Annotated in this window: 29 protein-coding genes; 18 read left to right on the forward strand and 11 right to left on the reverse strand. The window is 61.6% G+C overall.

Features of this window, described 5'->3' with window-relative positions:
* Both tldD and RlegSU303_RS03190 read right to left on the reverse strand, forming a co-directional pair.
* A complete protein-coding gene (gene tldD / locus RlegSU303_RS03185; protein ID WP_131720539.1) occupies nt 1-1,416 on the reverse strand; it encodes a metalloprotease TldD in 1,416 nt (471 codons plus the stop codon).
* Nucleotides 1,417-1,854: 438 nt separating this feature from the next.
* On the reverse strand, nt 1,855-2,517 hold the full coding sequence (locus RlegSU303_RS03190) for an invasion associated locus B family protein (RefSeq protein ID WP_205928103.1): 663 nt from the start codon (nt 2,515-2,517) through the stop codon (nt 1,855-1,857).
* Between the two features lie 316 nt (nt 2,518-2,833).
* Here RlegSU303_RS03190 and coxB point away from each other — a divergent pair, with 316 nt between their 5' ends.
* The 6 genes from coxB (at nt 2,834) to RlegSU303_RS03220 (ending at nt 8,159) form a co-directional block, all read left to right on the forward strand.
* Nucleotides 2,834-3,718, forward strand: a complete 885-nt coding sequence (gene coxB, locus RlegSU303_RS03195) for a cytochrome c oxidase subunit II (RefSeq protein ID WP_131720683.1) — start codon at nt 2,834-2,836, stop codon at nt 3,716-3,718.
* Between the two features lie 17 nt (nt 3,719-3,735).
* Entirely contained in the window at nt 3,736-5,457 is a 1,722-nt protein-coding gene (gene ctaD, locus RlegSU303_RS03200; protein WP_222352416.1) for a cytochrome c oxidase subunit I, read from the forward strand.
* A gap of 66 nt (nt 5,458-5,523) precedes the next feature.
* A complete protein-coding gene (locus RlegSU303_RS03205; protein ID WP_131720681.1) occupies nt 5,524-6,474 on the forward strand; it encodes a heme o synthase in 951 nt (316 codons plus the stop codon).
* Nucleotides 6,474-6,614, forward strand: coding sequence for a hypothetical protein (locus RlegSU303_RS03210; protein WP_020048779.1), 141 nt, complete (start codon nt 6,474-6,476; stop codon nt 6,612-6,614). The genes RlegSU303_RS03205 and RlegSU303_RS03210 overlap by 1 nt, the downstream gene beginning before the upstream one ends.
* Complete coding sequence (locus RlegSU303_RS03215; RefSeq protein ID WP_130788898.1) at nt 6,611-7,219, forward strand: cytochrome c oxidase assembly protein; 609 nt, start codon at nt 6,611-6,613, stop codon at nt 7,217-7,219. The genes RlegSU303_RS03210 and RlegSU303_RS03215 overlap by 4 nt, the downstream gene beginning before the upstream one ends.
* 61 nt (nt 7,220-7,280) lie before the next feature.
* On the forward strand, nt 7,281-8,159 hold the full coding sequence (locus tag RlegSU303_RS03220; RefSeq protein ID WP_003545992.1) for a cytochrome c oxidase subunit 3: 879 nt from the start codon (nt 7,281-7,283) through the stop codon (nt 8,157-8,159).
* A gap of 454 nt (nt 8,160-8,613) precedes the next feature.
* On the opposite strand, the gene RlegSU303_RS03225 is transcribed toward RlegSU303_RS03220, so the two are convergent.
* Complete coding sequence (locus RlegSU303_RS03225; RefSeq protein ID WP_131720370.1) at nt 8,614-9,255, reverse strand: chloramphenicol phosphotransferase CPT family protein; 642 nt, start codon at nt 9,253-9,255, stop codon at nt 8,614-8,616.
* A 234-nt stretch (nt 9,256-9,489) separates the two neighbouring features.
* Between RlegSU303_RS03225 and RlegSU303_RS03230 the strand changes: the two genes are divergently transcribed.
* The 5 genes from RlegSU303_RS03230 (at nt 9,490) to rnhA (ending at nt 13,156) form a co-directional block, all read left to right on the forward strand.
* Complete coding sequence (locus RlegSU303_RS03230) at nt 9,490-9,870, forward strand: DUF983 domain-containing protein (protein WP_003545995.1); 381 nt, start codon at nt 9,490-9,492, stop codon at nt 9,868-9,870.
* Nucleotides 9,863-10,618, forward strand: a complete 756-nt coding sequence (locus tag RlegSU303_RS03235) for an SURF1 family protein (RefSeq protein WP_131720371.1) — start codon at nt 9,863-9,865, stop codon at nt 10,616-10,618. Before RlegSU303_RS03230 ends, RlegSU303_RS03235 begins: the two co-directional genes overlap by 8 nt.
* A 63-nt stretch (nt 10,619-10,681) precedes the next feature.
* Entirely contained in the window at nt 10,682-11,683 is a 1,002-nt protein-coding gene (ispH, locus tag RlegSU303_RS03240) for a 4-hydroxy-3-methylbut-2-enyl diphosphate reductase (protein WP_011650764.1), read from the forward strand.
* Between the two features lie 55 nt (nt 11,684-11,738).
* Complete coding sequence (locus RlegSU303_RS03245) at nt 11,739-12,704, forward strand: homoserine kinase (RefSeq protein WP_017959270.1); 966 nt, start codon at nt 11,739-11,741, stop codon at nt 12,702-12,704.
* Nucleotides 12,701-13,156: a ribonuclease HI gene (gene rnhA / locus RlegSU303_RS03250; protein ID WP_017959271.1), complete on the forward strand. Its 456-nt coding sequence runs from the start codon at nt 12,701-12,703 to the stop codon at nt 13,154-13,156. Before RlegSU303_RS03245 ends, rnhA begins: the two co-directional genes overlap by 4 nt.
* A 141-nt stretch (nt 13,157-13,297) precedes the next feature.
* Here rnhA and RlegSU303_RS03255 read toward each other — a convergent pair whose 3' ends face one another.
* From RlegSU303_RS03255 to RlegSU303_RS03265, 3 genes are all read right to left on the reverse strand, one after another.
* Nucleotides 13,298-14,383, reverse strand: coding sequence for a zinc-binding metallopeptidase family protein (locus RlegSU303_RS03255; RefSeq protein WP_017959272.1), 1,086 nt, complete (start codon nt 14,381-14,383; stop codon nt 13,298-13,300).
* Nucleotides 14,384-14,537: 154 nt separating this feature from the next.
* Nucleotides 14,538-14,729 (reverse strand): CsbD family protein, encoded by a 192-nt coding sequence (locus tag RlegSU303_RS03260; RefSeq protein ID WP_003546001.1) that lies wholly within the window; start codon nt 14,727-14,729, stop codon nt 14,538-14,540.
* Between the two features lie 114 nt (nt 14,730-14,843).
* Nucleotides 14,844-15,449, reverse strand: coding sequence for a YqgE/AlgH family protein (locus RlegSU303_RS03265; protein ID WP_017959273.1), 606 nt, complete (start codon nt 15,447-15,449; stop codon nt 14,844-14,846).
* A gap of 141 nt (nt 15,450-15,590) precedes the next feature.
* On the opposite strand from RlegSU303_RS03265, the gene RlegSU303_RS03270 reads away from it, so the two are divergent.
* The 6 genes from RlegSU303_RS03270 to RlegSU303_RS03290 all read left to right on the forward strand — a co-directional run bounded on the left by RlegSU303_RS03270 (nt 15,591) and on the right by RlegSU303_RS03290 (nt 20,128).
* On the forward strand, nt 15,591-16,430 hold the full coding sequence (locus tag RlegSU303_RS03270) for a protein-disulfide reductase DsbD domain-containing protein (protein WP_017959274.1): 840 nt from the start codon (nt 15,591-15,593) through the stop codon (nt 16,428-16,430).
* Between the two features lie 130 nt (nt 16,431-16,560).
* Nucleotides 16,561-17,046 carry a peroxiredoxin gene (locus RlegSU303_RS03275; RefSeq protein WP_011650769.1) on the forward strand — a complete coding sequence of 162 codons (486 nt, stop codon included), beginning with the start codon at nt 16,561-16,563 and terminating at the stop codon, nt 17,044-17,046.
* 422 nt (nt 17,047-17,468) lie between these two features.
* Entirely contained in the window at nt 17,469-17,597 is a 129-nt protein-coding gene (locus RlegSU303_RS34180; protein ID WP_017959275.1) for a hypothetical protein, read from the forward strand.
* A complete protein-coding gene (locus RlegSU303_RS03280; RefSeq protein ID WP_017959276.1) occupies nt 17,594-18,343 on the forward strand; it encodes a metal ABC transporter ATP-binding protein in 750 nt (249 codons plus the stop codon). Before RlegSU303_RS34180 ends, RlegSU303_RS03280 begins: the two co-directional genes overlap by 4 nt.
* A complete protein-coding gene (locus RlegSU303_RS03285; RefSeq protein WP_231283451.1) occupies nt 18,340-19,212 on the forward strand; it encodes a metal ABC transporter permease in 873 nt (290 codons plus the stop codon). Before RlegSU303_RS03280 ends, RlegSU303_RS03285 begins: the two co-directional genes overlap by 4 nt.
* Nucleotides 19,213-19,228: 16 nt before the next feature.
* A complete protein-coding gene (locus RlegSU303_RS03290; RefSeq protein WP_131630174.1) occupies nt 19,229-20,128 on the forward strand; it encodes a metal ABC transporter substrate-binding protein in 900 nt (299 codons plus the stop codon).
* Nucleotides 20,129-20,162: 34 nt separating this feature from the next.
* On the opposite strand, the gene RlegSU303_RS03295 is transcribed toward RlegSU303_RS03290, so the two are convergent.
* The 3 genes from RlegSU303_RS03295 to RlegSU303_RS03305 all read right to left on the reverse strand — a co-directional run bounded on the left by RlegSU303_RS03295 (nt 20,163) and on the right by RlegSU303_RS03305 (nt 21,661).
* Nucleotides 20,163-20,471: a Dabb family protein gene (locus RlegSU303_RS03295; protein WP_017959279.1), complete on the reverse strand. Its 309-nt coding sequence runs from the start codon at nt 20,469-20,471 to the stop codon at nt 20,163-20,165.
* A gap of 136 nt (nt 20,472-20,607) precedes the next feature.
* Entirely contained in the window at nt 20,608-21,033 is a 426-nt protein-coding gene (locus RlegSU303_RS03300; protein WP_043294428.1) for a hypothetical protein, read from the reverse strand.
* A gap of 142 nt (nt 21,034-21,175) precedes the next feature.
* Nucleotides 21,176-21,661: a RidA family protein gene (locus RlegSU303_RS03305; RefSeq protein ID WP_131622994.1), complete on the reverse strand. Its 486-nt coding sequence runs from the start codon at nt 21,659-21,661 to the stop codon at nt 21,176-21,178.
* A gap of 192 nt (nt 21,662-21,853) precedes the next feature.
* Between RlegSU303_RS03305 and RlegSU303_RS03310 the strand changes: the two genes are divergently transcribed.
* Nucleotides 21,854-22,552, forward strand: coding sequence for a TetR/AcrR family transcriptional regulator (locus RlegSU303_RS03310; protein ID WP_222372439.1), 699 nt, complete (start codon nt 21,854-21,856; stop codon nt 22,550-22,552).
* 83 nt (nt 22,553-22,635) lie between these two features.
* Here RlegSU303_RS03310 and RlegSU303_RS03315 read toward each other — a convergent pair whose 3' ends face one another.
* Both RlegSU303_RS03315 and RlegSU303_RS03320 read right to left on the reverse strand, forming a co-directional pair.
* Nucleotides 22,636-22,986 (reverse strand): DUF2200 domain-containing protein, encoded by a 351-nt coding sequence (locus RlegSU303_RS03315; protein ID WP_017959283.1) that lies wholly within the window; start codon nt 22,984-22,986, stop codon nt 22,636-22,638.
* A gap of 312 nt (nt 22,987-23,298) precedes the next feature.
* Nucleotides 23,299-24,105 carry a class I SAM-dependent methyltransferase gene (locus RlegSU303_RS03320; RefSeq protein WP_017959284.1) on the reverse strand — a complete coding sequence of 269 codons (807 nt, stop codon included), beginning with the start codon at nt 24,103-24,105 and terminating at the stop codon, nt 23,299-23,301.
* Between the last annotated feature and the right edge of the window lie 216 nt (nt 24,106-24,321).

Genomic DNA, 24,321 nt, shown 5'->3' on the forward strand with positions numbered 1-24,321 from the left:
TCAGGTCTGCGTGCCGCCGACCGTCACCTGATCCATGCGCAGATGCGGTTGGCCGACGCCGACGGGAACCCATTGGCCGGCCTTGCCGCAATTGCCGATGCCGGTATCGAGCTTCATGTCGTTGCCGATCATCGACACCCGCTTCATCGCATCAGGCCCGTTGCCGATCAGCATCGCGCCCTTGATCGGCGCGCCGACCTTGCCGTTCTCGATTAGATAGGCCTCGGTGCAGCCGAAGACGAATTTGCCGGAGGTGATGTCCACCTGGCCGCCGCCGAAGGAGACGGCGTAGATGCCCTTCTTCACCGAGGCAATCATTTCCTCAGGCGTCTTGTCGCCGCCGAGCATGTAGGTGTTGGTCATGCGCGGCATCGGTACATGGGAATAGCCCTGCCGGCGGCCGTTGCCGGTGGGCGCCATGCCCATCAGCCGGGCATTCTGCCGATCCTGCATATAGCCGACGAGCTTGCCGTTCTCGATCAGCACGTTGTAGGCGGACGGCGTGCCCTCGTCATCGATGGTGATCGAGCCGCGGCGATTGTCGATCGTGCCGTCATCGACGACAGTGACGCCGGGAGCGGCGACCATCTGGCCGAGAAGGCCGGCGAATGCCGAGGTCTTCTTGCGGTTGAAATCGCCTTCCAGCCCGTGACCGACCGCCTCATGCAGCATCACGCCCGGCCAGCCGGAGCCGAGCACCACGTCCATCGTGCCCGCCGGCGCATCGATCGCCTCGAGATTGACGAGCGCCTGGCGCAGCGCCTCGTCGGCGCCATACTGCCAGCTGCCCTCGGCGATGAAGTCGCCGAAGCCGATGCGCCCGCCGCTGCCATAGGAGCCGCTCTCCTGCCGCTCGCCTTCGCCGACCATCACCGAAATGTTGATGCGCGTCATCGGCCTGATGTCGCGCACGCGGTGTCCGTCGGCGCGCAGGATATCGACGACCTGCCAGCTTGCGGCGACCGAGGCCGTCACCTGGCGCACCTTGTCATCCTTGCCCCTCAGATAGGCGTCGATGTCCTGCAGGACCTTGACCTTCTCCTCGAAGCTCGGCTGGCCGATCGGGTTCTCGTCGCTGTAGAATTTCTTGTTGGTGCCCTGGGGTGCGGCAGCATAGGAGCCGGAATAGCCGCGCGTCACTGCGCCGACGGCATCGGCGGCCCGCTTCAGCGCCGCCACCGAGAGATCGCCGGCATGAGCATAGCCGACCGCTTCGCCGGCAACGGCGCGCAGGCCGAAACCCTGTTCGGTGTTGAAGCTGCCGCCCTTCAGCCGGCCATTGTCGAAGGTCAGCGCTTCCGCCTGCGCATGCTCGATGAACAGTTCGCCGTCATCGGCGCCGGACAGGGCCTCAGCCACGTGCTTGCGCATCGTCGCTTCATCGGCATCGAAGAGCGTCAGGAGATCGGTGGTCATGGTAATGGCTCCAATAGGCATGCGTTCAGGAATGCACTTACTCCCTAGATAGGGCTCCACATAATAAGGAGTGAAGCCCCGCCGTCGAATTATTCTTTGTTGGGCAAGGATGATGTGGCGAGATGGAACGTACCATGTGATGAGTTGGCGGGGAACGGAGAGGGCGCGGCGCAATCTCTTCTCCCCTCGGGGAGAAGGTGCCGGCAGGCGGATGAGGGGGCCACACGGCACATCCTTCACGTAAACCCTATTCCCGGTTCGCTAACGATAGCACCGCGCCCACAAGACCCTGAGCATGGTCGAGATGACGCCAGCGCTGTCGAAGCCCGTATGGGCGTTGTTGAAAAGACCGGCTTCGCCGGCCCCCTCATCCGCCCTACGGGCACCTTCTCCCCGCTGGGGAGAAGAGGGAATCGAGACGTCGCGACTAGCCTGCCCTCACGGCAGAGCGTCGAAACCTTCGGCGAAGCCCTTGAGGTCGACGGGGATGCCGATGCCTTCTTCCGGGGTCTGGAAGACGATGAAGGTTGCCTGCGCACCGCTGCGGAAGGTCTTGAGCAACTCATCCTCGAGCACGACCTCGGCGTAGCAGCCGTCGGCGAAGCAGCGGACGAAATAGGCGCGGCCGATATCCTTGCCGTCGACATTGAGCCCGAGGCCGTTCGGCAGCAGCACGCCAAGTGGTGCCAGCACGCGCAGGATCTTCGACTTGCGGTCGGCCGTCTTCAGGACGACGACGGAAAGCCCGACCTCGGGCCGATCCTCGGCGATTACATTCTGCATCAGCGCGCATTGTTCGGTCGCTGCACCCGCCGGCTTGTCGCAGACGACGGACCATGCGCCATGATTGGACTTCACCGTGCCCGGCGCCGGCGGTTGTGTCTGGCCAGGTGCCACCGGTTCGACATTCGGTTTGGCGGCGCTCGGCTGTTGCGGCGCCGGAGCAGGGGCCGGCGCCGAAGCCGGGGGGGTGGCCTGTGACGGGGCGGGTTGCTGCTGTGCGAAAACGGGCGTCGTCGCTGCGGCCGCGATGCTGGCAGTCAGGAGAAGCGACTGCGCGAGGGAACGGAAACCCATGGAAACCTCTGGATATCGAATCATTGCGGCTATTGTTGAAGCTGCCCACCAAAAATGAAAAGCCCCACCCCGTGAAAACCGGGGGACTGCGGCGGAAATTGGACCTTTGCGAAATAATGTGCCGCGCGCGGATTGGCCGGAAAGCCGATTTTTCATATGCTGATGAAAAATTTGGGATGTTTTGCCGTTCCAGCCTGCCTATGCTTTGAGCAAAAATGCCGCATAGACAATTGCTCTGACCTGTTGCGGCGAATGCCAAACTGTGGTTTGAAGCGCTGAAGATGGCAAGGATTCTGCGTTCTATTTTGCAGGTCAAGCGCTCGAGGGAGATTACAAGGTGATGAAGAAGGCTTATGCAGCCCTGACCACGCTGGTCTGTCTGCTTTTTGCTTCCGGCACATATGCCGACCAGCCGACGCCGTGGCAGGCGACGCTGCAGCCGGCGGCAACGCCGATCATGCGGGAAATCCACTGGTTCGAACAATATACGCTGATATTTATTGTTCCGATCACGCTCTTCGTTCTGGTCCTGCTCATCGTCGTCTGTTTCAAGTTCCGCGCCAGCGCGAACCCGGTTCCCTCGAAGACGAGCCACAACACGCTGATCGAGATTGCCTGGACCGTGGGGCCGGTCCTGGTGCTTCTTCTTCTCGCCATTCCCTCGTTCAACCTGCTGACGGCGCAGCTGACGCTGCCCGAAAACCCCGACGTGACGATCAAGGCGACCGCCACCCAGTGGCAGTGGAACTACGAATATGAAGGTTCGGGCGAAAGCCCGCTGGCTTTCGATTCCTTCCTGCTGAAGGATCAGGACCGCGCAGCCGCCGGCAAAGAAGACAAGTCGATCTATCCCAGACTTCTCGCCGTCGACAACGAGCTGGTCCTGCCGGTCAACAAGACGGTCCGCGTTCTCGTGACCGCATCACCGACCGACGTCATCCACGCCTTCGCCATGCCGTCCTTCGGCGTCAAGATCGATGCCGTGCCGGGTCGCCTGAACGAGACCTGGTTCAAGGCCGAGCGCGAAGGCCTGTTCTATGGCCAGTGTTCCGAGCTCTGCGGCAAGGACCATGCGTTCATGCCGATCGCCATCCGCGTCGTCTCCGAGGACAAGTACAAGCAGTGGCTGACCGCAGCCGCCAGCGACCTGCCCGGCGCCTACAAGACACTCATGGCCGCAACCGATGGTCCCGCAAAGACCGTTAACGTCGCCGAAGCACAGTAATAAAGGGGATCGGGACAATGGCTGGACCTTCCGCTCACGACGATCATTCTCATGATCACGATCGCACGCATGGCGATCACGCCGCCCATCATGACCACGCGCATGACGATCACGATCACGGGCACAAGCCGAGCTTTGCCAATCGCTGGCTGTTCTCGACCAACCATAAGGACATCGGCACGCTCTACCTGATCTTCGCGATCATTGCCGGCATCATCGGCGGCGCGCTGTCGGTTGCCATGCGGATGGAGCTGCAGGAGCCTGGCATCCAGATCTTCCACGGCCTGGCCTCGATGGTTTACGGCTATGAGGGCGATGCCGCGATCGACGGCGCCAAGCAGATGTTCAACATGTTCACGACAGCGCACGCGCTGATCATGATCTTCTTCATGGTCATGCCGGCGATGATCGGCGGTTTCGCCAACTGGATGGTGCCGATCATGATCGGTGCGCCCGACATGGCCTTCCCGCGCCTCAACAACATCTCCTTCTGGTTGATCGTTCCTGCCTTCATTCTCCTGCTGCTGTCGATGTTCGTCGAAGGCCCGGCAGGCGCCTATGGCACAGGCGGCGGCTGGACGATGTATCCGCCGCTGGCGACAAGCGGCACGCCGGGACCGGCGGTCGACCTTGCGATCTTCGCGCTCCACATCGCCGGCGCCTCGTCGATCCTCGGTGCGATCAACTTCATCACCACGATCCTCAACATGCGCGCTCCGGGCATGACGCTGCACAAGATGCCGCTGTTTGCATGGTCCGTGCTGATCACCGCCTTCCTGCTGCTGCTGTCGCTGCCGGTTCTGGCTGGCGGTATCACCATGCTGCTCACCGACCGCAATTTCGGCACTGCGTTCTTCTCTCCGGAAGGCGGCGGCGACCCGATCCTCTACCAGCACCTGTTCTGGTTCTTCGGTCACCCCGAGGTCTACATTCTCATCCTGCCGGGCTTCGGCATGGTCAGCCACATCATCTCGACCTTCTCGAAGAAGCCGATCTTCGGCTATCTCGGCATGGCCTACGCCATGGTCGCGATCGGCGCCGTCGGCTTCGTCGTCTGGGCTCACCACATGTACACGGTCGGCCTGTCGCTCGACGCGCAGCGCTACTTCGTCTTCGCGACGATGGTCATCGCCGTTCCGACGGGTGTGAAGATCTTCTCCTGGATCGCGACGATGTGGGGCGGCTCGATCTCGTTCAACACGCCGATGCTCTGGGCGATCGGCTTCATCTTCCTGTTCACGGTCGGCGGCGTGACCGGCGTCCAGCTCGCCAATGCCGGTCTCGACCGCTCGCTGCACGACACCTATTACGTCGTGGCCCACTTCCACTACGTTCTATCGCTCGGCGCCGTATTCGCGATCTTCGCCGGCTGGTACTACTGGTTCCCGAAGATGACCGGCTACATGTACAACGAGCTGGTCGGCAAGCTGCATTTCTGGATCATGTTCATCGGCGTCAACCTGGTGTTCTTCCCGCAGCACTTCCTCGGCCTCGCCGGCATGCCGCGCCGCTATATCGATTATCCGGATGCCTTTGCCGGCTGGAACTATGTTTCTTCCATCGGCTCCTACATCTCGGCCTTCGGTGTGCTGATCTTCCTCTACGGTGTCTTCGAAGCCTTCGCCAGGAAGCGCGTCGCCGGCGACAATCCGTGGGGTGAGGGCGCAACGACGCTCGAATGGCAGCTGCCTTCGCCGCCGCCCTATCACCAGTGGGAACAGCTTCCGCGCATCAAGTAATTGCGCTGATATCAGGACGCCGCGTTCGATACGGCGTCCTGATCGTAAGACATTCAGGACGGAATGATGACTGTTATCGACAATCACGAGGTGCTTGCAAAGGACGGCGAATTGTCGGAAGCGAGTGCGCGCGATTATTTCGAGTTGCTGAAGCCACGGGTCATGTCGCTCGTGGTCTTCACTGCCTTTGCCGGTCTCGTGCTTGCGCCGGGCCACATTCATCCCGTCCTCGGCATGATCGCCATCCTCTGCATCGCCGTCGGCGCTGGCGCCTCCGGCGCGCTGAACATGTGGTATGACGCCGATATCGACGCCATCATGAGCCGCACGGCCAACCGTCCGATCCCGGCCGGCCGCATTGCACCCTCCGAGGCACTCGCCTTCGGCCTGGTACTGTCGGGCTTTTCGGTGGTGATCCTCGGCCTGGCCGTCAACTGGCTTTCGGCCGGCATCCTCGCCTTCACTATCTTCTTCTATGCCGTCGTCTACACCATGTGGCTGAAGCGCTCGACGCCGCAGAACATCGTCATCGGCGGTGCTGCCGGCGCCTTCCCGCCGATGATCGGCTGGGCCTGCGTCACCAACAGCGTGACGATCGAGAGCACTGTTCTCTTCCTCATCATCTTCCTGTGGACGCCGGCGCATTTCTGGGCGCTTGCCCTCTTCAAGATGCGCGACTACGAGGCCGTCGGGGTGCCGATGCTGCCGAACGTTGCCGGCGAACGGGTGACCAAGCATCAGATCGTCGCCTATGCGGTGCTGACCGCCGTCTGCGCGGTATTGCCATCCTTCCTCGGTTTCGCAAGCCTCGGCTATGGCCTCGTCGCCGCCGTCCTCGGCGCGATCTTCATATACTGTTCCATCGCCGTCTGGCGCATGCCCGACGGCGATCTGAAGATGATCCCGGCGAAGAAGCTCTTCGGTTTCTCGATCTTTTATCTCTTCGCCGTGTTCTCCGCCTTGATGATCGACCGGCTGACGTCGGTGCTGGTCTCGCATGCGGGAGGTTGGTTCTGATGGAATTGGTCAAGCTCACGGAAAAGCAGCTCAAGTCGCGCCGCAACCGCAACATCGCGCTGGGGCTGGTGCTTGCCGGCCTCGTCGTTCTCTTCTACGTGATGGCAATCGTGAAGATCGGCGGGGGAACGGCCGGATGAGCGATAACCCCGCCGCACCGAAAAAGCCCGGCCGCAACAACGGCGCCGTCGTCATGATGTGCCTGAGCTTCGTCTTCGGCATGGGCGCGATGAGCTATGCCGCCGTGCCGCTCTACCGCATCTTCTGCCAGGTGACCGGCTATAACGGCACGACGCAGCGCGTCGACCAGGTGTCGAGCGTCGTGCTCGACCGCACGATGCGCGTCACCTTCGACGCCAATGTCGCCCCCGGCCTGCAATGGGACTTCAAGCCGGTCGAGCGCGAGGTCAATCCGAAGATCGGCGAGACCATCCAGGTCAATTTCACCGCCGAGAATCGTTCGAACGAGACCCAGCGCGGCCAGGCGGTTTTCAACGTCACGCCGGGCGAAGCCGGCGTCTATTTCAACAAGGTGCAATGTTTCTGCTTTACGGAAACGGACCTGAAGCCGGGCGAGAAGCTCGACATGCCCGTCGTGTTCTACATCGATCCTGAAATCGTCAAGGCGGTGGAATCGAAGAATATCCATACGATCACGCTGTCATACACGTTCTACCCGAAAGAGGGTCCGAAGCCGGTGGCTTCGAATGAGGGTGGAGCGGAGAAGATTGAAAAGAAACTTTGATCAAGGCTCGTTTCCGGCTATGCCGGGAGCGGAGTGAAGGAAGACATCCGGGGATAACGACATGGCCGATGCTCACCAGAAGAATCACGACTATCACATCATCGATCCGAGCCCGTGGCCGATTCTCGCCTCGCTCGGCGCCTTCATCATGGCGCTCGGCGGCGTCTCCTACATGCGTTATCTCAATGGCGGCTCCTTCAAGGTCGCCGGCTTCGAGCTTGCCAATCCCTGGGTTTTCTATATCGGCTTCGCGCTGGTGCTCTACGTCATGTATGGCTGGTGGGCCGATACGGTGAAGGAAGCCCATGAGGGCGCCCATACCCGTGTCGTCTCGCTGCACCTGCGCTACGGCATGATCATGTTCATCGCTTCGGAAGTGATGTTCTTCGTCGCCTGGTTCTGGGCCTATTTCGACGCCAGCCTCTATCCGAACGAAGCGATCCAGGCCTCGCGCCTGCTCTATACCGGCGGCACCTGGCCGCCGAAGGGTATCGAGGTTCTCGACCCCTGGCACCTGCCGATCTACAACACCGTCATCCTGCTTTTGTCGGGCACCACGGTCACCTGGGCGCACCATGCGCTGCTGCACAACGACCGCAAGGGCCTGATCCAGGGCCTGACGCTGACCGTGCTGCTCGGCATGTTCTTCTCTGCCGTTCAGGCCTACGAATATGCTCACGCCCCGTTCGCCTTCAAGAGTTCGATCTACGGCGCGACCTTCTTCATGGCGACCGGTTTCCACGGTTTCCACGTCCTCGTCGGCACGATCTTCCTGGCTGTCTGCCTGATCCGCGCGCTGCGCGGTGACTTCACCCCGAAACAGCATTTCGGCTTCGAGGCGGCCGCCTGGTACTGGCACTTCGTCGACGTCGTCTGGCTGTTCCTGTTCTTCTGCATCTACGTCTGGGGCGGCTGGGGCGCACCCGTCGCAGCCGGCTGACCGGAACGAAACTTGAGAAAAGGCGGGCCTCGTGCCCGCCTTTTTTATTGGTGGGATCCACGACAGCCCGCACCTCTCCGGAGACGAGGGACGTGCCATGCGAGAGCGGGCGAGGGACGGAGAGGTTGCGGCATGTGTCCTCTTCTCCCCAGCGGGGAGAAGGTGGCCCGAAGGGTCGGATGAGGGGGCCACACGGCACGCCCTCTCATCTTAACTATCCCGCCGTGCCGACGCGAGTGCGGTTGAATCCCGCATGAATGTTGTTTTAAAGACCGGCTTCGCCGGCCCCCTCATCCGCCCTACGGGCGCCTTCTCCCCGCTGGGGAGAAGAGGGAATCGAGAGGTTGCGGCATGTCCCCTTCGCCCCGTTTACGGGGAGAAGGTGGCGGCAGCCGGATGAGGGGCAGGTGCGGCAATCTCTTCGGCCGAGGTAAGGGCTCCCGCTTTTATCGCCTCAGCGTACCCCGGCGATCCGTTCGAAGGCCGAAGGCTCGGGAATACCGAGATCCAACTGGTGGCGGATCGCTTCGGCGCATTCGAGCGGTGTCAGCACCGACGTATCGATCTCCATGTCGTAGATGCCGGGACGATGAACCTCATCCTGCCAGCGCTGCACCGGTTCCGGGACTGGTACGTCTTCGGTGGCGCTGAGATAAAGCGTCTCGCGCCCTTCCTGGGCAATGTCGCGCCGCTGCATGATCGTCTCGATCGGACAGCGCACGCCGACGAACAGCACGGGAAAGTCTTCCAGTCGCCGGGCGCAATCGCCGAGGATGCCCAGTGGCTGCGAATAGCTGTCGTGGTGGCCGAGATCGGCGATGACATTAAGCCCCAGGCTGGCATGGATGGCGATCGATTCGTAGAGCGCCGCATAAAAGAACGGCACCAGTTCCTCCAGGTCCGGTCGTTCACCGCCCGGCCGCAGTCCGATGCCCGGAAGGTAGCGTTTCGGTGTCATGGCGTTGTAGCTGTCGACGCCGAGGTTGATCCACGGGCCTTCGAACTCCTCCTGGATAGCGCGCGCAATGCTCGATTTGCCGCTCCGCGGCGCGCCGTTCAGGATAATGATCTGCACGGAAGGGCTATCATTGGTCATCAGTCTTCTTCTTCTGTTTGGCGCGAATCATTGCAGCGCCGCGCGACTTTTCAGACGCGGCCAAGACGCTGTAACATTTTGAATTGCTGATAGTTCCTCACATAGATTCCGATGTGAGGAACTATCAGCGGGACGAAATCACGCAGGCATTTCCCTTCGTCCTGCGAATAATTTATGGGAGAGTTAAGGCAGCATCGAAAAAGCCGCGCCGCCAAGGCTGCCAGAAGGAATGGAATGAACGAGGACAGCGCCCATTTTCCGCCCGTCGATCCGGTGAAGACCGGCATCAAGGGCTGCTGCCCGCGCTGCGGCCAGGGCAAACTCTTCGATGGTCTGCTCGGCGTGAAGCCGCGCTGCGCCGCCTGTGGCCTCGATTATTCTTTTGCCGATTCCGGTGACGGCCCGGCCGTATTCGTCATCCTCATCGTCGGCTTCATCGTCATCGGCATGGTGCTGTGGCTGCAGGTGAATTACGGGCCGCCGATCTGGGTGCATATCCTGCTCTTCGCTCCGTTGACGATTATCCTGTCGCTGCTGACGCTGCGCTGGTTCAAGGGCATCCTGATCGCCATGCAATACCGCCATAATGCCCGCGAAGGACGCCTGAGTGACTGATATCGACCATGCCGCGCCGCGCCGCCGGCTGCCGATTTTCACCGGCATCCTGGTGCTGATTGCCCTTGCCATCCTGATTTCGCTCGGCACCTGGCAGGTGGAGCGCCTGCACTGGAAGGAAGGCCTGATCGCCGATATTGCCGCGCGGCAGGCAGCAAGCCCCGTGCCGCTTCCCGACATCGAGGCGATGGCGGCTGCAGGCGGCGATATTGAATACCGCAAGGTGACCGCCACCGGCCGCTATATCAACAACAAGGAGCGACACTTCTTCGCCACATGGCGCGGCCAGACCGGCTTTTACGTCTATACCCCGCTGGAGGTTGCCGGCGGTCACATTCTCTTCGTCAATCGCGGCTTCGTTCCCTATGACAATAAGGAGCCGGAAATGCGCATGCAGGGCCAGCTGACGGGAGAGCAGACCGTCACCGGCCTAGCCCGCGAAAAGCTCGCCCGCAAGCCTTCCTGGGTGGTGCCCGACAACGACGTCGCCAAGAACATCTTCTACTGGAAGGATCTCGACGTCATGGCCGAGAGCGTCGGGCTGGAAAAAGCGAGCGTCATTCCCTTTTTCGTCGATGCCGATTCCACCCCCAATCCGGCCGGCCTGCCGATCGGCGGCGTCACCCAGGTGGATCTGCCCAACGACCATCTGCAATATGCTTTCACCTGGTACGGGCTGGCCGCCGTGCTTGTCGTCGTGGTGGCGATCTCCTGGTTCCGCAAAGGGGGCAACGCACCTCAGCAATAGTATCACTTCAATTCTCGACCATATTGGGCTAGAGGTCCCTAAATCTCTAAACCCGGAACAGACATGAATATTGCGGCGAAACCTCCTTTGACGATCAGGCTCTGCGGTCCGCGCGGCTTCTGCGCCGGCGTCGACCGTGCCATCCAGATCGTCGTGCTGGCGCTGAAATCCTATGGCGCGCCGGTTTATGTGCGCCACGAGATCGTCCACAATCGCTATGTCGTCGAAGGGCTGGAAGCCAAGGGCGCCGTCTTCGTCGAGGAGCTGGACGAGATCCCGGCCGAACATCGCGCCCAGCCGGTGGTCTTCTCCGCCCACGGCGTGCCGAAATCCGTGCCGGAGGATGCGGCAAGCCGCAACCTCTTCTATCTCGACGCCACCTGCCCGCTGGTCTCCAAGGTCCACAAGCAGGCAATGCGCCACAATCGCCTCGGCCGCCATGTCGTCCTCATCGGCCATGCCGGCCATCCCGAGGTGATCGGCACGATGGGTCAGTTGCCGGAGGGGTCGGTCTCGCTGATCGAGACGATCGAGGATGCCGACGCCTACGTCCCTGTTGATCCCGACAATCTCGGCTATGTCACCCAGACGACGCTGTCGGTCGACGATACGGCCGGCGTCATCACCCGCCTGCATGAGCGCTTCCCGAACCTGACGGCGCCGGCAGCGGATTCGATCTGTTATGCGACGACCAACCGCCAGGAAGTGGTGAAGCAGGCAGCGCCCGGCTGCGATCTCTTCATCATTGTCGGCGCGCCGAATTCGTCCAATTCCAAGCGCCTCGTCGAAGTGGCGCTCAGGGCAGGAGCGAAGAAATCGATCCTCGTGCAGCGGGCCGCCGAGCTCGACTGGGACGAGATCGGCGCGATTTCGACGCTCGGCCTCTCCGCCGGCGCCTCGGCCCCCGAAGTCATCGTCAACGAGATCATCGAGGCTTTCCGCGCCCGCTTCGACGCCCGCGTCGAATTGGCCGAAACGGTACAGGAAACCGAAAACTTCCTCGTCAACCGCGAACTGCGCAATATCGAGCTGACGGCCGCCGACATGGCCTTCGTCAACGGCTAGGTCGTCATTGCGGCCTGGGCAATCCTTCATCCATAATGCAGAGACGAGACCTCACTTGGCAGTCTATACCGATATCGCCGAAGACGATCTGAAATGGTTCCTGACGGAATATGACGCGGGCACGCTGCTCTCCTACAAGGGCATTGCCGAAGGCGTCGAGAACTCCAACTTCCTGCTTCACACCTCCAAGGACCCGCTGATCCTGACGCTCTATGAGAAGCGCGTGGAAAAGAGCGATCTGCCGTTCTTCCTCGGCCTGATGCAGCATCTTGCCGCCCGCGGCCTGTCCTGCCCGCTGCCGCTGCCCCGTCGGGACGGCGCGCTGCTCGGCTCGCTCTCCGGCCGTCCGGCGGCTCTGATCTCCTTCCTCGAAGGCATGTGGCTGAGAAAGCCGGAGGCCAAGCACTGCCGCGAGGTCGGCAGGGCGTTGGCCGAGATGCATGTGGCCGGCGATGGTTTCGAGTTGAAGCGGGCGAATGCGCTGTCGATCGACGGCTGGCGGGGGCTCTGGGAGAAATCCGAAGCGCGCGCCGGCGAGGTCGAGCCCGGCCTGCAGACCGAGATCCGCAGCGAACTCGACTTCCTCTCCGCCGCCTGGCCGAGTGGCCTGCCGGCCGGCGTCATCCACGCCGACCTCTTCCCCGACAACGTCTTCTTCCTCGGCGACCAGCTCTCCGGCCTGATCGATTTCTATTTCGCTTGCAACGACCTGCTCGCCTATGACGTCTCGATCTGCCTGAATGCCTGGTGCTTCGAGAAGGACGGCGCCTATAACATCACCAAGGGCACGGCGATGCTCGAAGGCTACCAGAGCGTTCGGCCGCTGAGCGATGCCGAAATCTCAGCCCTGCCGGTGCTGTCGCGTGGGTCGGCGCTGCGCTTCTTCCTGACCCGGCTCTATGACTGGCTGACGACGCCTGAGGGCGCCATGGTCACCAAGAAGGACCCGCTCGAATATCTCCGCAAGCTGCGGTTCCACCGCCAGATCAAATCGCCCGCCGAATATGGATTGAGCCTATGAAACACGTCGATATTTTTACCGACGGCGCATGCTCCGGCAATCCCGGCCCCGGCGGATGGGGCGCGGTGCTGCGCTACGGCGATGTCGAAAAGGAGCTTTGCGGCGGCGAGGCGGATACGACCAACAATCGCATGGAGCTGCTGGCGGCGATCTCGGCGCTATCGGCGCTGAAAACGCCCTGCGAGGTCGATCTCTATACCGACAGCGCCTATGTCAAGGACGGCATCTCCAAGTGGATTTTCGGCTGGAAGAAAAACGGCTGGAAGACCGCTGACAAAAAGCCGGTGAAGAATGCCGAGCTCTGGCAGGCGCTGGAGGCGGCCCGTGATCGCCACAAGGTGACGCTGCACTGGGTCAAGGGTCACGCCGGCCACCCGGAAAACGAACGCGCCGACGAACTCGCCCGCCGGGGCATGGAGCCGTTCAAGAAGGGTAAGGCGGTTTCGTTTTAAGTGTGCAGCCTCACGCATCCGCCAGGGAAAAGCCCGCTTGGCGTTCTCGCCCAATCTCTCCGCCGGCGGACCAGATAGCCGATGGGGTTCCATCGGGCGGACACTTACCTGACGGCAGCGATGCGACGGCCTTCCAGCAACTCAAGCCGCCCGCTGCTGCGGCGCCGTCGCCGCGCCCTGGATCAGCCGGTGCAGATATTCGAGTTTTGCCACAACAGGTGAGGACAGCACGAAGGGATAGGAGTCAGGCTGGCCCATGCTGCGCTGGATGGCATTGATCGCGATGCTGAGCGGCACCCAGGCGCTGACTAGCTGTTCGGCGCTCCTTGCCCTGTAGGGGATGAAATCCACCTCGCCTGCGATTTCCTCATGGCCGCGTGGATCGATGGCGATGCCGAAGGCGCGTGCGGTTTCGAGCGTATCGACGATATGGAGGTAATGCGCGAAGCATTCGGCGAAATCCTCCCAGGGGTGCGACGCCGCATAGGCGCTGATGAAATTGTCCTGCCATCCCAAAGGCGCGCCGCCAGCATAATGGGTCTGGAGGGCTGCCATATAATCCTGCCGTTCGTCGCCGAAGACGGCGCGGAAATCGGCAAGGCCGCCCCGATCGCGCACCAGTTTGTTCCAGATGAAATGGCCGGCCTCGTGGCGGAAATGGCCAAGCAGCGTGCGGTAGGGTTCGTTCATCGAGCTGCGCGCCTGTTCGCGCGTCGCATCGTCGGCCTCTGCGGCGCGGATGGTGATCAGGCCTTCCTCGTGACCGGTCATAGCAGGCACGATAAAGCCGTTGCTCTCGATTGAATCCTCGAGGAAATCGAAGACCAGGCCGCCTTGCGGGTCTTGCGCCCGATCCGGATGCGGCAGCTTCCAGCGCAGCAGCGAATAAAACAGATGACGCTGCGCCTGGCTGATGCGCCGCCAGCGATCGATGCCGTCCTGGGTATCGGTGTTCGGAACCAGCCGGTTATGGCGGCAGGCAACGCAGAATTCACTCTCGCCATCATCGTCCACCAGCCAGTTGCAGATGTCGAGGCTGGCATTGGCGCAGAAGCGGACGTCGCGATCGGGATTGGAAACGAGCTGCCAGAGCGTCTCGTCGCGCGGTTCCAGCGCATGCATGGCGAGATCGCCGGGCAGGAAGCCGAGGCGATGGTTGCAACGCACGCATCGACGATTGTCGAAGTGGACGACCTGATCGCAATTGTCGCAGGCAAAAAGCTTCATCGTGTCTATCTCTGCAAAGCATGAGGGTGGGGGGATTGAAAAATGCCTGCCGCACGAGGGGCGCAGCAGGCATGGTGATAAAGGATGAGCGTCTACTGCGCATTCCTTAAATCGGAATCACAGCGTCTTTGCGTGTGTGAAGAGACGCTGTCGCTCAGAGCCGGTCGACGGCGCCCTTGAGCTTGTCCTTGACCTTGCCGGTTGCGACCTGTCCCTTGCCCTTGGCTTCCTGGACGGCGCCCTTGGCCTGCATTTCGCGATCGTCCGTCGCTTTGCCGACGGCCTGCTTGGTCTTGCCGGCAATTTCGTTTGCCTTACCGGAAATTTTGTCGCTGGTGCTACCCATTATGTGATGTCTCCTTGGTCGGCATGGGCTTTTGTCCATGCTTGCCGAAATGAAACGTCACTTGCAGCTATTCGTTCCCGCTGCCGTCAGGTCAGCTGCTGTCAGGCCAGCCCCTCAAGCATGGCCGGCTTCGGCCGAAAGCATGGCAGCGGTCACGCCCATGCCGGCGAGCGCCCGCTCATATTTGTCGTCGAGGCTGCGGTCGAAGATCAATTCCTCATTGGCCGGGCAGGTGAGCCAGCCATTGTTGACGACCTCGCTTTCGAGCTGGCCGGCCGACCAGGAGGAATAGCCGAGCAGCATCGTCGCCCGCGTCGGCCCATCGCCCTTGGAGATGGCGCGCACGATATCGAGCGTCGCCGTCAGGCAGATGTCGTCGCTGACGGGAATGCTGGAGTCGCTGGAATAATCGTCCGAATGCAGCACGAAGCCGCGGCCGCTTTCCACCGGGCCGCCGGTCTGGATCGGGAAATCGCGGGCCCGCTTCGGCAGCACGATCGAATCTTCCTGCTTGATCATATCGAGATGCAGCAGCACATCGGTGAAAGTGAGGCTCTGTGGCCGGTTGATGACGAAGCCCATGGCGCCGGCATCCGAATGCGCGCAGATGTAGATGACAGTGCGCGCAAAATTGCGATCTTCCATGCCCGGCATGGCGATGAGGAACTGGCCATCGAAGAAGCCACGTTCCCGTCTGTTCTTCAGCGTCAATAAGGACATCGTTCCTCCTGCTGCTAGACCGCACCAAGGCCTCGACAAAAGAAACATGGGCCAATGTCACACATCAATCAACTGAAAATGAAGATTTAAATCGCCGCGACTTCTGGCGGCCAAACAGCACATTCGGTAAACCTTTGTTCCATGATGATTATTTCCTCAGGCCCGCGCAGGCTTTTAATCGCGGTTGTGTCAGCGGTCGCAGCCCTTGTGCCGTTTTCTTCCACCCATGCGGAAATGAGCGCCTGGGCGGAAAACGAGGGCGGCCGCATGCGCCTCGTGGCGCTCGCACCCGATGCCGGCGGCAAAATCCGCGCCGCCCTTCAGATCGAGCCGAAGCCCGGCTGGATCACCTATTGGAAGGAGCCCGGCAACAGCGGCATTCCGCCGCAAATCACCATCGCGCCGGAGAGCGGCGTCAGCCTCGATGCCATCGCCTATCCCGTTCCGAAGCATTTTTTCAAGGGCGCGATCGAGGATATCGCCTATGACGCGCCGGTGACGCTGCCGCTGTCGCTGACGGCGCCCGGCAAAGGCCCGGTTACCATCGACGCCGCCGCCTTCATCGGCATCTGCAAGGATATCTGCATTCCCTTCCAGGCGAGTTTTGAATTGAAGCTTGGCCCCGCCATCCAGTCGCACCCGCAAGAGGAGGCGATCCTTCAGGCCGCCGATGCGAGCCTGCCGAAGCCGCCATCTGAGGATTTCGACGTGACTGCGCATGCGATGTCGCCTGACAGGAAGACGCTGTCGCTTGATCTCGTCTTGCCGGGTGAGGGGAAGACCGCGCCCGATATCATCGTCACCGGTCCGAGCGGCTATGCCTTCACCGAGCAGATCGGCGGCAAACGCGACGGCAGGACCTTCAAGGTCGATATATCAATCGGCAAGCTGCCGAAGGATTATGACATAGCAGGCAAGCAATGGAGCGTGCTCGTCATTGACGGCGAAAGGGCGATGGAGACCACACTTGCCTTTCAATAATGGGCTCCTATAGTCGCCTCCGATCCCTGCGGCGCCCGCCGCCGCCAAGCCGGAATTTCCAAAGCCAGAACCCAAAGCCCGGAACCCCCCGGAGCCGGAAACCGCTAAGGACAGAACCAAGGAGAAGACCATGACCATCGCGATCGGCGACAAGCTTCCTGCCGCCACCTTCAAGGAAAAGACGGCTGACGGCCCCGTCGAAATCACCACCGATCAGCTCTTCGCCGGCAAGCGCGTCGTGCTCTTTGCCGTGCCGGGCGCCTTCACGCCCACCTGCTCGCTGAACCACCTTCCGGGTTATCTCGAAAACCGGGACACCATCCTTGGCAAGGGCGTCGACGACATCGCCGTCGTCGCCGTCAACGACTGGCACGTGATGGGCGCCTGGGCGCAATCGTCAGGCGGTATGGGCAAGATCCACTTCCTCGCCGATTGGGATGCCGGCTTCACCAAGGCCGTCGGCCTCGACGCCGACCTCTCCGCCGGCGGCCTCGGCCTCCGCTCGAAGCGCTATTCGATGCTGGTGGAAGACGGGGTGGTCAAAGCCCTCAACGTCGAGGAAAGCCCCGGCCAGGCAACCGTCTCGGGTGCTGCCGCGATGCTGGAACAGCTCTGATCTCTCGATAGCGATGGCATCGCCAACGGCGGTCTGGCAGAAACGCTACCCCCAATCTCCGTCATTCCAGGCCTTGAGCCTGGAATCCATGCCCGGGCTTGCGAAGGTCAATGTGGATCCTCGGGTCAAGCCCGAGGAGGACGGAGGGTGGGGTGAACTTCGGAGCAAGACAGCAACGTCTGCTGGAACAAGTTCACATCGTGATCTGCCAAACCGAACGCAACTGGCGCGGCACGTCGGTGGCTTCCGGAGCAAGACAGCAAAGTATAGCAGGATGCACGCGCCTTGTGTGCAGCCGCGGCAGCATCGAAGGCTGACGGCCAAATGGCCGCACCCTTCCTCTCGTTTATAGCAAATCCCGCCTCAATCTCGCCGCAATCGTTATAACATAACAGTAATGTTATTACATTGCAGGATGCGCCATGCCCCCGAGCCCCGACCGCCCCTCCGTCAGCCTGCTCGGGCAGTCGGCTTTATCCAGAGTGATCGGCATGGCGCTGGTCATTGCGCTCCTGTGGCTGGCGATCCACTGGGCGGTTGTCTTGCCATGACGCCGCTGATCCGTATCGAGAATTTGACCGTCGCCTATAACAGGCACCCCGCCGTCCATCATGTCTCCGGCGCCTTCGCCGCAGGCAGCCTGACGGCGATCGCCGGGCCGAACGGGGCGGGCAAGTCGACGCTGCTGAAGGCGATCATGGGGGAGCTTCGTCCCGCCGAAGGCAGGGTCGAGCACCGGCTGGGGCGGGCGGAATTCGGTTACCTCCCGCAGGCGGCCGAGATCGACCGGCGCTTTCCGATCTCGGTCATCGACACCGTCATGCTCGGCGCCTGGAAGAAGACGGGAGCCTTCGGCCGCATCGCGCCCGCCGAGGTGAAAAGGGCAGGCGAGGCGCTATCGGCCGTCGGGCTCGAAGGCTTTGGGCGCCGCCATGTCGGGTCGCTGTCGGCCGGCCAGTTCCAGCGTGTGCTCTTTGCCCGCCTGCTGCTGCAGGATGCCGGCATTATCCTGCTCGACGAGCCGTTTACGGCAATCGATGCCCGCACGACCAGGGACCTCGTCGATATCGTCACCCGCTGGCATGGCGAGGGCCGCACGGTGATCGCCGTGCTGCACGATTTCGAGCTCGTTCGCGCCCATTTCCCGCAAACCCTGCTGCTCGCCCGCGAGTTGGTCGGCTGGGGTGCGACCGCAGACGTCATGTCCTCCTTCAATCTCTTGAAGGCCCGCGCCATGGCCGAGCGCTGGGACGAAGATGCGAATGCCTGCGCACCCGAAGAGGCGCCGGCGGCATGACGGCTTACGATCTCTTCCTCGCACCCTTTACCGATTACGGTTTCATGCGCCGCGCGCTCATCGCCTGCCTCTGCCTCGGGCTCGGCTCCGGCCCGATCGGCGTCTTCCTGATGCTGCGGCGCATGAGCCTGATGGGCGACGCCATGAGCCATGCCGTGTTGCCGGGGGCGGCCATCGGTTACCTCGTCGCCGGCTCGCTGTCGCTGACGGCGATGGGCCTCGGCGGTCTCATCGCCGGCCTGTCGGTGGCGCTGCTTTCGGGCGCCGTCAGCCGGATGACCGTGCTGCAGGAGGATGCAAGCTTTGCCAGCTTCTATCTCGCGTCGCTGGCGCTCGGCGTGCTGATCGTCTCGCTGCGCGGTTCGAATATCGATCTCCTGCATGTGCTCTTCGGCACCATCTTGGCGATCGATGCTCCCGCCCTTTATCTGATCGGCGCGATCACCTCGCTGACCCTCGTCGTCCTCGCCTTCATCTACCGGGCGCTGGTGGCCGAATGTTTCGATCCGGGGTTCCTGCGCGCCGTCGGCGGGCGCGGGCCGGTCTATCATGTCCTCTTCCTGCTGCTCGTGGTGCTGAACCTCGTCGCCAGCTTCCAGGCGCTCGGCACGCTGATGGCAGTCGGCCTGATGATGCTGCCGGCAGCCGTCGCCCAGCTCTGGTCGCGCAGCCTGGCCGTGATGATGGCGATATCGGCTGTCAGTGCCGCCGCCTCCGGCTATCTCGGCCTGATCGCCTCCTACCATCTCGAACTCGCCTCCGGCCCGACGATCATCATGACGGCGGCGGTCCTCTACGGCTTTTCTATCCTTTTCGCGCCCTCCGGCTTAGCCCGGCGCTTCTTCCCCCGCCCGCATTTGAAGGGCTGATCCCAAGGAGACTTCGATGACACCGCACAGACTGCTTCTCTCCGCAGCAATCCCCGCTTTGATGGCGCTGTCGGCCATGCCGGCCTCTGCCGAAACGCTGAAGGTTGTGGCCTCCTTCACCGTGCTAGCCGATGTCGTCAAACAGGTCGGCGGCGAGCACGTCAAGGTGACGAGCCTTGTCGGGCCGAACGGCGATCCCCATGAATTCGAGCCGTCGCCGGCCGACGCGAAGAATTTGAAAGCAGCGCAGGTTACCTTCGTCAGCGGCGAGGGGCTGGAAGGCTGGATGGACCGGTTGATCACCGCCTCGGGCTACAAGGGCAAGCCGGTCACCGTCTCCGAAGGCATCAACACCCGCACGATGGAAGAGGACGGCGAAAAAATCACCGATCCGCATGTCTGGAATAGCCCCGTCAACGTCAAGGTCTGGGTCGCCAATATCGAAAAGGCGCTGTCATCGGCCGATCCCTCGGACGCCGCCGCCTTCAAGGCCAACGCCGAGAAATACACCAAGACGCTGGACGAATTGAACGCCTACGCCCATGCGAAATTCGACAAGGTGGCCGACGATCGCCGCAAGGTGCTGACCAGCCATGATGCCTTCGGTTATTTCGGGCGCGAATATAATGTCAGCTTCCTGGCGCCGCTTGGCCTGTCCACCGAAAGCGAGGCATCGGCCGCCGACGTCGCCAAGCTGATCGAGCAGATCAAGGGCGAGCATGTGAAGGCCTATTTCTTCGAAAACTCCAACGATCCGCGCCTGGTCAAGCAGGTCGCCAAGGCAACCGGGGCCGAGCCCGGCGGCGAGCTCTATGTCGAATCCCTATCCGACGCCAAGGGGCCGGCGCCGACCTACGAGAAGATGTTCAAGTACAATGTCGACCAACTCGCCGCCGCCATGGCGAAATCGAGCTGAGGAAATCGAGGGCTGCAGGCCTGTCCTGCGGCCCTCACAAATTGAGGTCGAAGACCAGGATGCCGGCAAGGCCTCCATCCGTCGATGAGACGATCCGCTCGCCGACCGTCACGTGCTCTGGGTGGATGAGATAGGCGTCGCGGGCCTCGGCGCTTTCAAAGGTCACGGCAAACCCGTCGACGAAGCCGCCATGCAGCCCTTCGGGCGAAACATTCGGCCCGTATTTGATATCCAGTATGCCGGGAATGAGCTGTTTCAGGGCGACGATCGCCGCAAAAAGCGACTGCTTGTCTTCGGCCGTGACCGCGGTCTTCAGCCGCAGGAATACGCAGTGCAGGATCATCAGTGGTCCTCCCGATTTCTTTGGCCGGATTTTCTTTGGCCGATTTTCATTGGCTGGAGAATAGCGGCGAAAGCCGGGAGAGCAACGAGATTTATTTTCACGCAGGCGTTGCGCCGCAAGCCGTGAGCCGGGCAGATTACATCTGGTCGGTCTTGACCAGGGGCCGCTTGTAGATCTTCTGGACGAGATCGCTCGCCAGCGCGCGGGCTTGGTCTTTCTCGGCCGCCGTCATCGGCCGGCAGGTGTTCCTGGTGTTTGAACTGTCGAGCACGGTCGTAGAACCGGAATTGGCGATGACGAGATGCCAGCTGCAGGAGGCGACCTTGTCGATGGCAACGGCACCATGGCAACCGGTGGACAGGCAGAAGGCAACGGTCACCTGCGCCCCGTGGTCGCCTTTATAAGCCAGCGTGACGGCTTTCTTGATATCCGTGACCCATCGCTCGCATTGCGCCTGTTTTGCCCCCGGTTGGCAGCTTTTGGTGACCGGAGTGATCTCAGCGGCCTGAAGCGGCGATACGCAAAAAACACCCATCGAGAGGGCGAGCAGAAACTTGAGCATGGGATTTTCCTTGTGCAAGCAATGAGAGACGCACATCCCAGGCCGTTGGTCAATGGCCATCAAAAAAAGGAAGGGTGGCGCGCCAAGCAGATGTTGGCGCGCCACCGGGAAAATCCGAAATTGTGCAGATCTGTCGCCGCCGCTATTCCAGAACGACCACGGCTTCGACCTCGAAGAGCATGGGGTCGATGGCAAGCTTGGGAACGGGAATCAGCGTCTGCGCCGGCAATGCTTCGCCGAACATGTCCTTGACGTTCCTGGTCAACACCTCGAGCTTGGACATGTCGTGATCGACCACGAAGACCGTTAGCTTGGCGACCTGATCCGGCTTTGCGCCGAGCGCATCAAGGGCGGTGCGCAGGTTCGCATAGGCCTGCTTCACCTGGACGGCGAAGTCGGGCGACAAGGCGCCCGTGCTGTCCTGGCCGCCCTGTCCGGAGATGTAGGCCAGCCGGCCTTGGCGCGGCACGATCACCGCCGTGCTGTAGCCATTCGGCGAGGGGTCGTAGAGGTTTTTTGGATTGACGATGGTCAGCTTGAGATCGTCCTCATTGGCTGTCGCCGCAGTGGGAACGCTGATGGTCATGATGAGTCCTCCGATAATGAGATGCTTGATTGCGCGTGACATGACTTTCTCTCGGGCATCTGAGGGCTGCGAGCGACGGATCCTCGCGGCCTGCAGGATGGAATCTTATCGCCACGTGATTGACTCGTACGGCGTACGACTAAATTGCATCGTACAGCGTACGAGTCAATTGGTCAGCATCGACATTCCCAGCATTGTCGGCTTAGATCGACGTCTGATCGATAAGGAAGACGAATGGCAGCCAAACGCAGCGGCGCTGAGAGCAAAGGGTCTGGGCGGAGAGGTGCGTCACCGCAGTCCGGGCAGGAGCCGCGCAGTGAATCGACTCTTTCCCTGGAGCGGATCGTGGCGACCGCGGTAGAACTGCTGGATGCAGAGGGCGTCGACGGATTGAAGATGCGCCGGCTGGCCGATCGCCTCGGCTCGGGCGCGATGAGCCTCTATTGGCACGTCGACAACAAGGAAAAGGTCTTCGATCTGGCGCTGGATTCGGTGCTCGAATATCGCGGACCACCTGACATCGTCGAGTCCCGAGACTGGCGCGGCGACATCGTTCATATGCTCGAAGACTGGCGCGCCAGCATGCTGCGCCATCCCTGGTCGGCCTCGCTGCTGCCGCGCCGGGCGCTCGGCCCGAACATCCTCGCCCGCCTGGAACTGCTGAGCAAGGCCTTGTCCAAAGCCGGTGTGGCGGATGCGGATTTGAACGCCGCGATCTGGTCGCTCTGGAATTTTGTGATCGGCGCCACCATCACCCGGGCGAACTTCGACCTCTCGGACGACGACAGGGCGGCCGCGCAGCAGCGCCTGACAGGTCTGAGCGAGCACTACCCGACAATCGAACGCTCTCGTCTGCTGCTGGATAATGATTGGGATGGCGCTTTCAGGAAGGGCCTCGACTTCCTGCTCGATGGCCTCGCTCCGCGCCAGTGAACATTCGTCATTTCCTGGGGACGGTGCCGGATTCTGCGCGTGCCGCGGGTGATTGCGGGTACCGCGGCGACACGGTTTCCCGGCTATTTCCGCAGGATTTTCTCCATCGCTTTCCCCTTCGCGAGTTCGTCGATCAATTTGTCCAGGTAGCGGATTTCCCGCATCGTCGTTTCTTGGATGTCTTCCACGCGAACGCCGCAGATCACGCCTGTAATCGACGATCGGGAGGGATTCATCTGCGGCGCTTGCGCAAAGAAATCCTCGAAGTTGGTCTTCGCAGCCAACTGATGGTCCAGGCTCTGCTGGTTATGCCCCGTCAGCCAACAGATGATTTCATCGACCTCGGCCTTCGTGCGCCCCTTCTTCTCTGCCTTGGCGACATAGTGGGGATAGACGCTCGCGACGCTGATGGAATAGATGCGATGCTTCGTCATGCGTGCTCCTCAACATTCCAGATATTTTCCGGCTTGAGATAGCTGGTTTCAAGACCTCAACAAGTGGCCGATAATGGGTAAGCTTCCGCGAGCGCGAAGTAGATCAGTGCAAAGGCGGCATCTCTACAGCGCCGCGCGTCTTCGACCGGATTGCACCAACAACGGACATTGGCTCGACTTGGGTAGACGACCGCTACGGGGCCGGGAGCGGACGGGCAGCTTTTTGGCTGCCGAGGAACGACAGCTGATGATCAACCCGCGGGGTTAAGGTCTGAGAACGGCCCACACAGACCCATTGCATGCTCTCCAGAATCAGGCTGGGACCAAGCCACGCACCACACGGAACATCATGGGAAATGACCGGGGTCCATCGGGCAAGCCAACCAGATACCCGGGACGAACACGCTGTTCGATCGAATCGCGGGCGTCGTCCGAAAGTGCCATCAATATGCTTGTGATGCTGCCTGGGCCGTCGGTGAACGTAGCCCAATAATCCGCGAAGGACGCATACTCGCAATCCACGACAACGGGAATCTCCGTCACGTCGACGAGGCCGATCTTCCGCCACAACGTCGCCTGACCATTAGGCCAGAAGAGCTGGCGCCCCGCCCGCATGGATCTCAGCCTGGCGAAATCGGTCTCAAGCACGGCGCCGGTGTTAATGACGAGATCGAAGGCGGGCATGCCGCCCAAGAACTGAGTAACGGCGGACGCGACGACGCCACCTGGGCGGGTCACGCGCTTCATCTCGGCAACTACCTGTTCAATTTCCGGGATAACGTCCAAGGCCAGCGTGGAAACGGCCGCATCGAAAAAGTTAGTGTCGAACCGCATGTGCCGGACATCGCCGTGTTCATAGGCGATATTGGGGTGGGATCGTCGACGGCGGGCTCCTTCCAGGTATCCCTCCGATGCGTCAACACCGATCACATGCGCTCCCGCCTCGGCCAGTGCTTTCGACAACACACCTGTCCCACATGCTACATCGAGCACGCGACTGCCCGGAGCAATATTGGCACGTGTGAGAAATGGGCTTGCCAGATGTTCGCTCCAGCGCCCTATGAATGTCTCGTAGACGTCGGGATCAGCCCAATTATATCGAAGTTCTGCGGCCTCCATCTCTTGCCATCCTCTCTCGATCAAGAATGGACCGTAACACGGCCATTCGGCTCGCGCGTATCGCCGTCACACCGGGCAACCAGCGGAACCTTGTTAACACTTCTCAAGAAAATCTGACACAGCGGGAACCCCTGAAATCACACTGGCCTTCCCCTCGGGGTGCTCCGAGGTACCGCGTGGTGGGTTTGACGAGTGTGATCCGCGCAGGTCGCACGG

Source organism: Rhizobium sp. SU303 (assembly GCF_021052345.1).
In the GTDB taxonomy this organism is placed as follows: Bacteria; Pseudomonadota; Alphaproteobacteria; order Rhizobiales; family Rhizobiaceae; genus Rhizobium; species Rhizobium laguerreae.

Bases quoted from the DNA above. Each gene is read 5' to 3' on its own strand.
- RlegSU303_RS03210 (WP_020048779.1), top strand. From the start codon at position 6,474: ATGGAATTGGTCAAGCTCACGGAAAAGCAGCTCAAGTCGCGCCGCAAC.
- RlegSU303_RS03265 (WP_017959273.1), bottom strand. From the start codon at position 15,449: ATGTCCTTATTGACGCTGAAGAACAGACGGGAACGTGGCTTCTTCGAT.
- RlegSU303_RS03205 (WP_131720681.1), top strand. From the start codon at position 5,524: ATGACTGTTATCGACAATCACGAGGTGCTTGCAAAGGACGGCGAATTG.
- RlegSU303_RS03275 (WP_011650769.1), top strand. From the start codon at position 16,561: ATGACCATCGCGATCGGCGACAAGCTTCCTGCCGCCACCTTCAAGGAA.
- RlegSU303_RS03320 (WP_017959284.1), bottom strand. From the start codon at position 24,105: ATGGAGGCCGCAGAACTTCGATATAATTGGGCTGATCCCGACGTCTAC.
- coxB (WP_131720683.1), top strand. From the start codon at position 2,834: ATGAAGAAGGCTTATGCAGCCCTGACCACGCTGGTCTGTCTGCTTTTT.
- RlegSU303_RS03310 (WP_222372439.1), top strand. From the start codon at position 21,854: ATGGCAGCCAAACGCAGCGGCGCTGAGAGCAAAGGGTCTGGGCGGAGA.
- RlegSU303_RS03290 (WP_131630174.1), top strand. From the start codon at position 19,229: ATGACACCGCACAGACTGCTTCTCTCCGCAGCAATCCCCGCTTTGATG.
- RlegSU303_RS03285 (WP_231283451.1), top strand. From the start codon at position 18,340: ATGACGGCTTACGATCTCTTCCTCGCACCCTTTACCGATTACGGTTTC.
- RlegSU303_RS03215 (WP_130788898.1), top strand. From the start codon at position 6,611: ATGAGCGATAACCCCGCCGCACCGAAAAAGCCCGGCCGCAACAACGGC.
- RlegSU303_RS03295 (WP_017959279.1), bottom strand. From the start codon at position 20,471: ATGATCCTGCACTGCGTATTCCTGCGGCTGAAGACCGCGGTCACGGCC.
- ispH (WP_011650764.1), top strand. From the start codon at position 10,682: ATGAATATTGCGGCGAAACCTCCTTTGACGATCAGGCTCTGCGGTCCG.
- RlegSU303_RS34180 (WP_017959275.1), top strand. From the start codon at position 17,469: ATGCCCCCGAGCCCCGACCGCCCCTCCGTCAGCCTGCTCGGGCAGTCG.
- RlegSU303_RS03230 (WP_003545995.1), top strand. From the start codon at position 9,490: ATGAACGAGGACAGCGCCCATTTTCCGCCCGTCGATCCGGTGAAGACC.
- RlegSU303_RS03225 (WP_131720370.1), bottom strand. From the start codon at position 9,255: ATGACCAATGATAGCCCTTCCGTGCAGATCATTATCCTGAACGGCGCG.
- RlegSU303_RS03270 (WP_017959274.1), top strand. From the start codon at position 15,591: ATGATGATTATTTCCTCAGGCCCGCGCAGGCTTTTAATCGCGGTTGTG.
- RlegSU303_RS03260 (WP_003546001.1), bottom strand. From the start codon at position 14,729: ATGGGTAGCACCAGCGACAAAATTTCCGGTAAGGCAAACGAAATTGCC.
- RlegSU303_RS03315 (WP_017959283.1), bottom strand. From the start codon at position 22,986: ATGACGAAGCATCGCATCTATTCCATCAGCGTCGCGAGCGTCTATCCC.
- RlegSU303_RS03305 (WP_131622994.1), bottom strand. From the start codon at position 21,661: ATGTCACGCGCAATCAAGCATCTCATTATCGGAGGACTCATCATGACC.
- RlegSU303_RS03220 (WP_003545992.1), top strand. From the start codon at position 7,281: ATGGCCGATGCTCACCAGAAGAATCACGACTATCACATCATCGATCCG.
- ctaD (WP_222352416.1), top strand. From the start codon at position 3,736: ATGGCTGGACCTTCCGCTCACGACGATCATTCTCATGATCACGATCGC.
- RlegSU303_RS03280 (WP_017959276.1), top strand. From the start codon at position 17,594: ATGACGCCGCTGATCCGTATCGAGAATTTGACCGTCGCCTATAACAGG.
- RlegSU303_RS03190 (WP_205928103.1), bottom strand. From the start codon at position 2,517: ATGATTCGATATCCAGAGGTTTCCATGGGTTTCCGTTCCCTCGCGCAG.
- RlegSU303_RS03255 (WP_017959272.1), bottom strand. From the start codon at position 14,383: ATGAAGCTTTTTGCCTGCGACAATTGCGATCAGGTCGTCCACTTCGAC.
- rnhA (WP_017959271.1), top strand. From the start codon at position 12,701: ATGAAACACGTCGATATTTTTACCGACGGCGCATGCTCCGGCAATCCC.
- tldD (WP_131720539.1), bottom strand. From the start codon at position 1,416: ATGACCACCGATCTCCTGACGCTCTTCGATGCCGATGAAGCGACGATG.
- RlegSU303_RS03300 (WP_043294428.1), bottom strand. From the start codon at position 21,033: ATGCTCAAGTTTCTGCTCGCCCTCTCGATGGGTGTTTTTTGCGTATCG.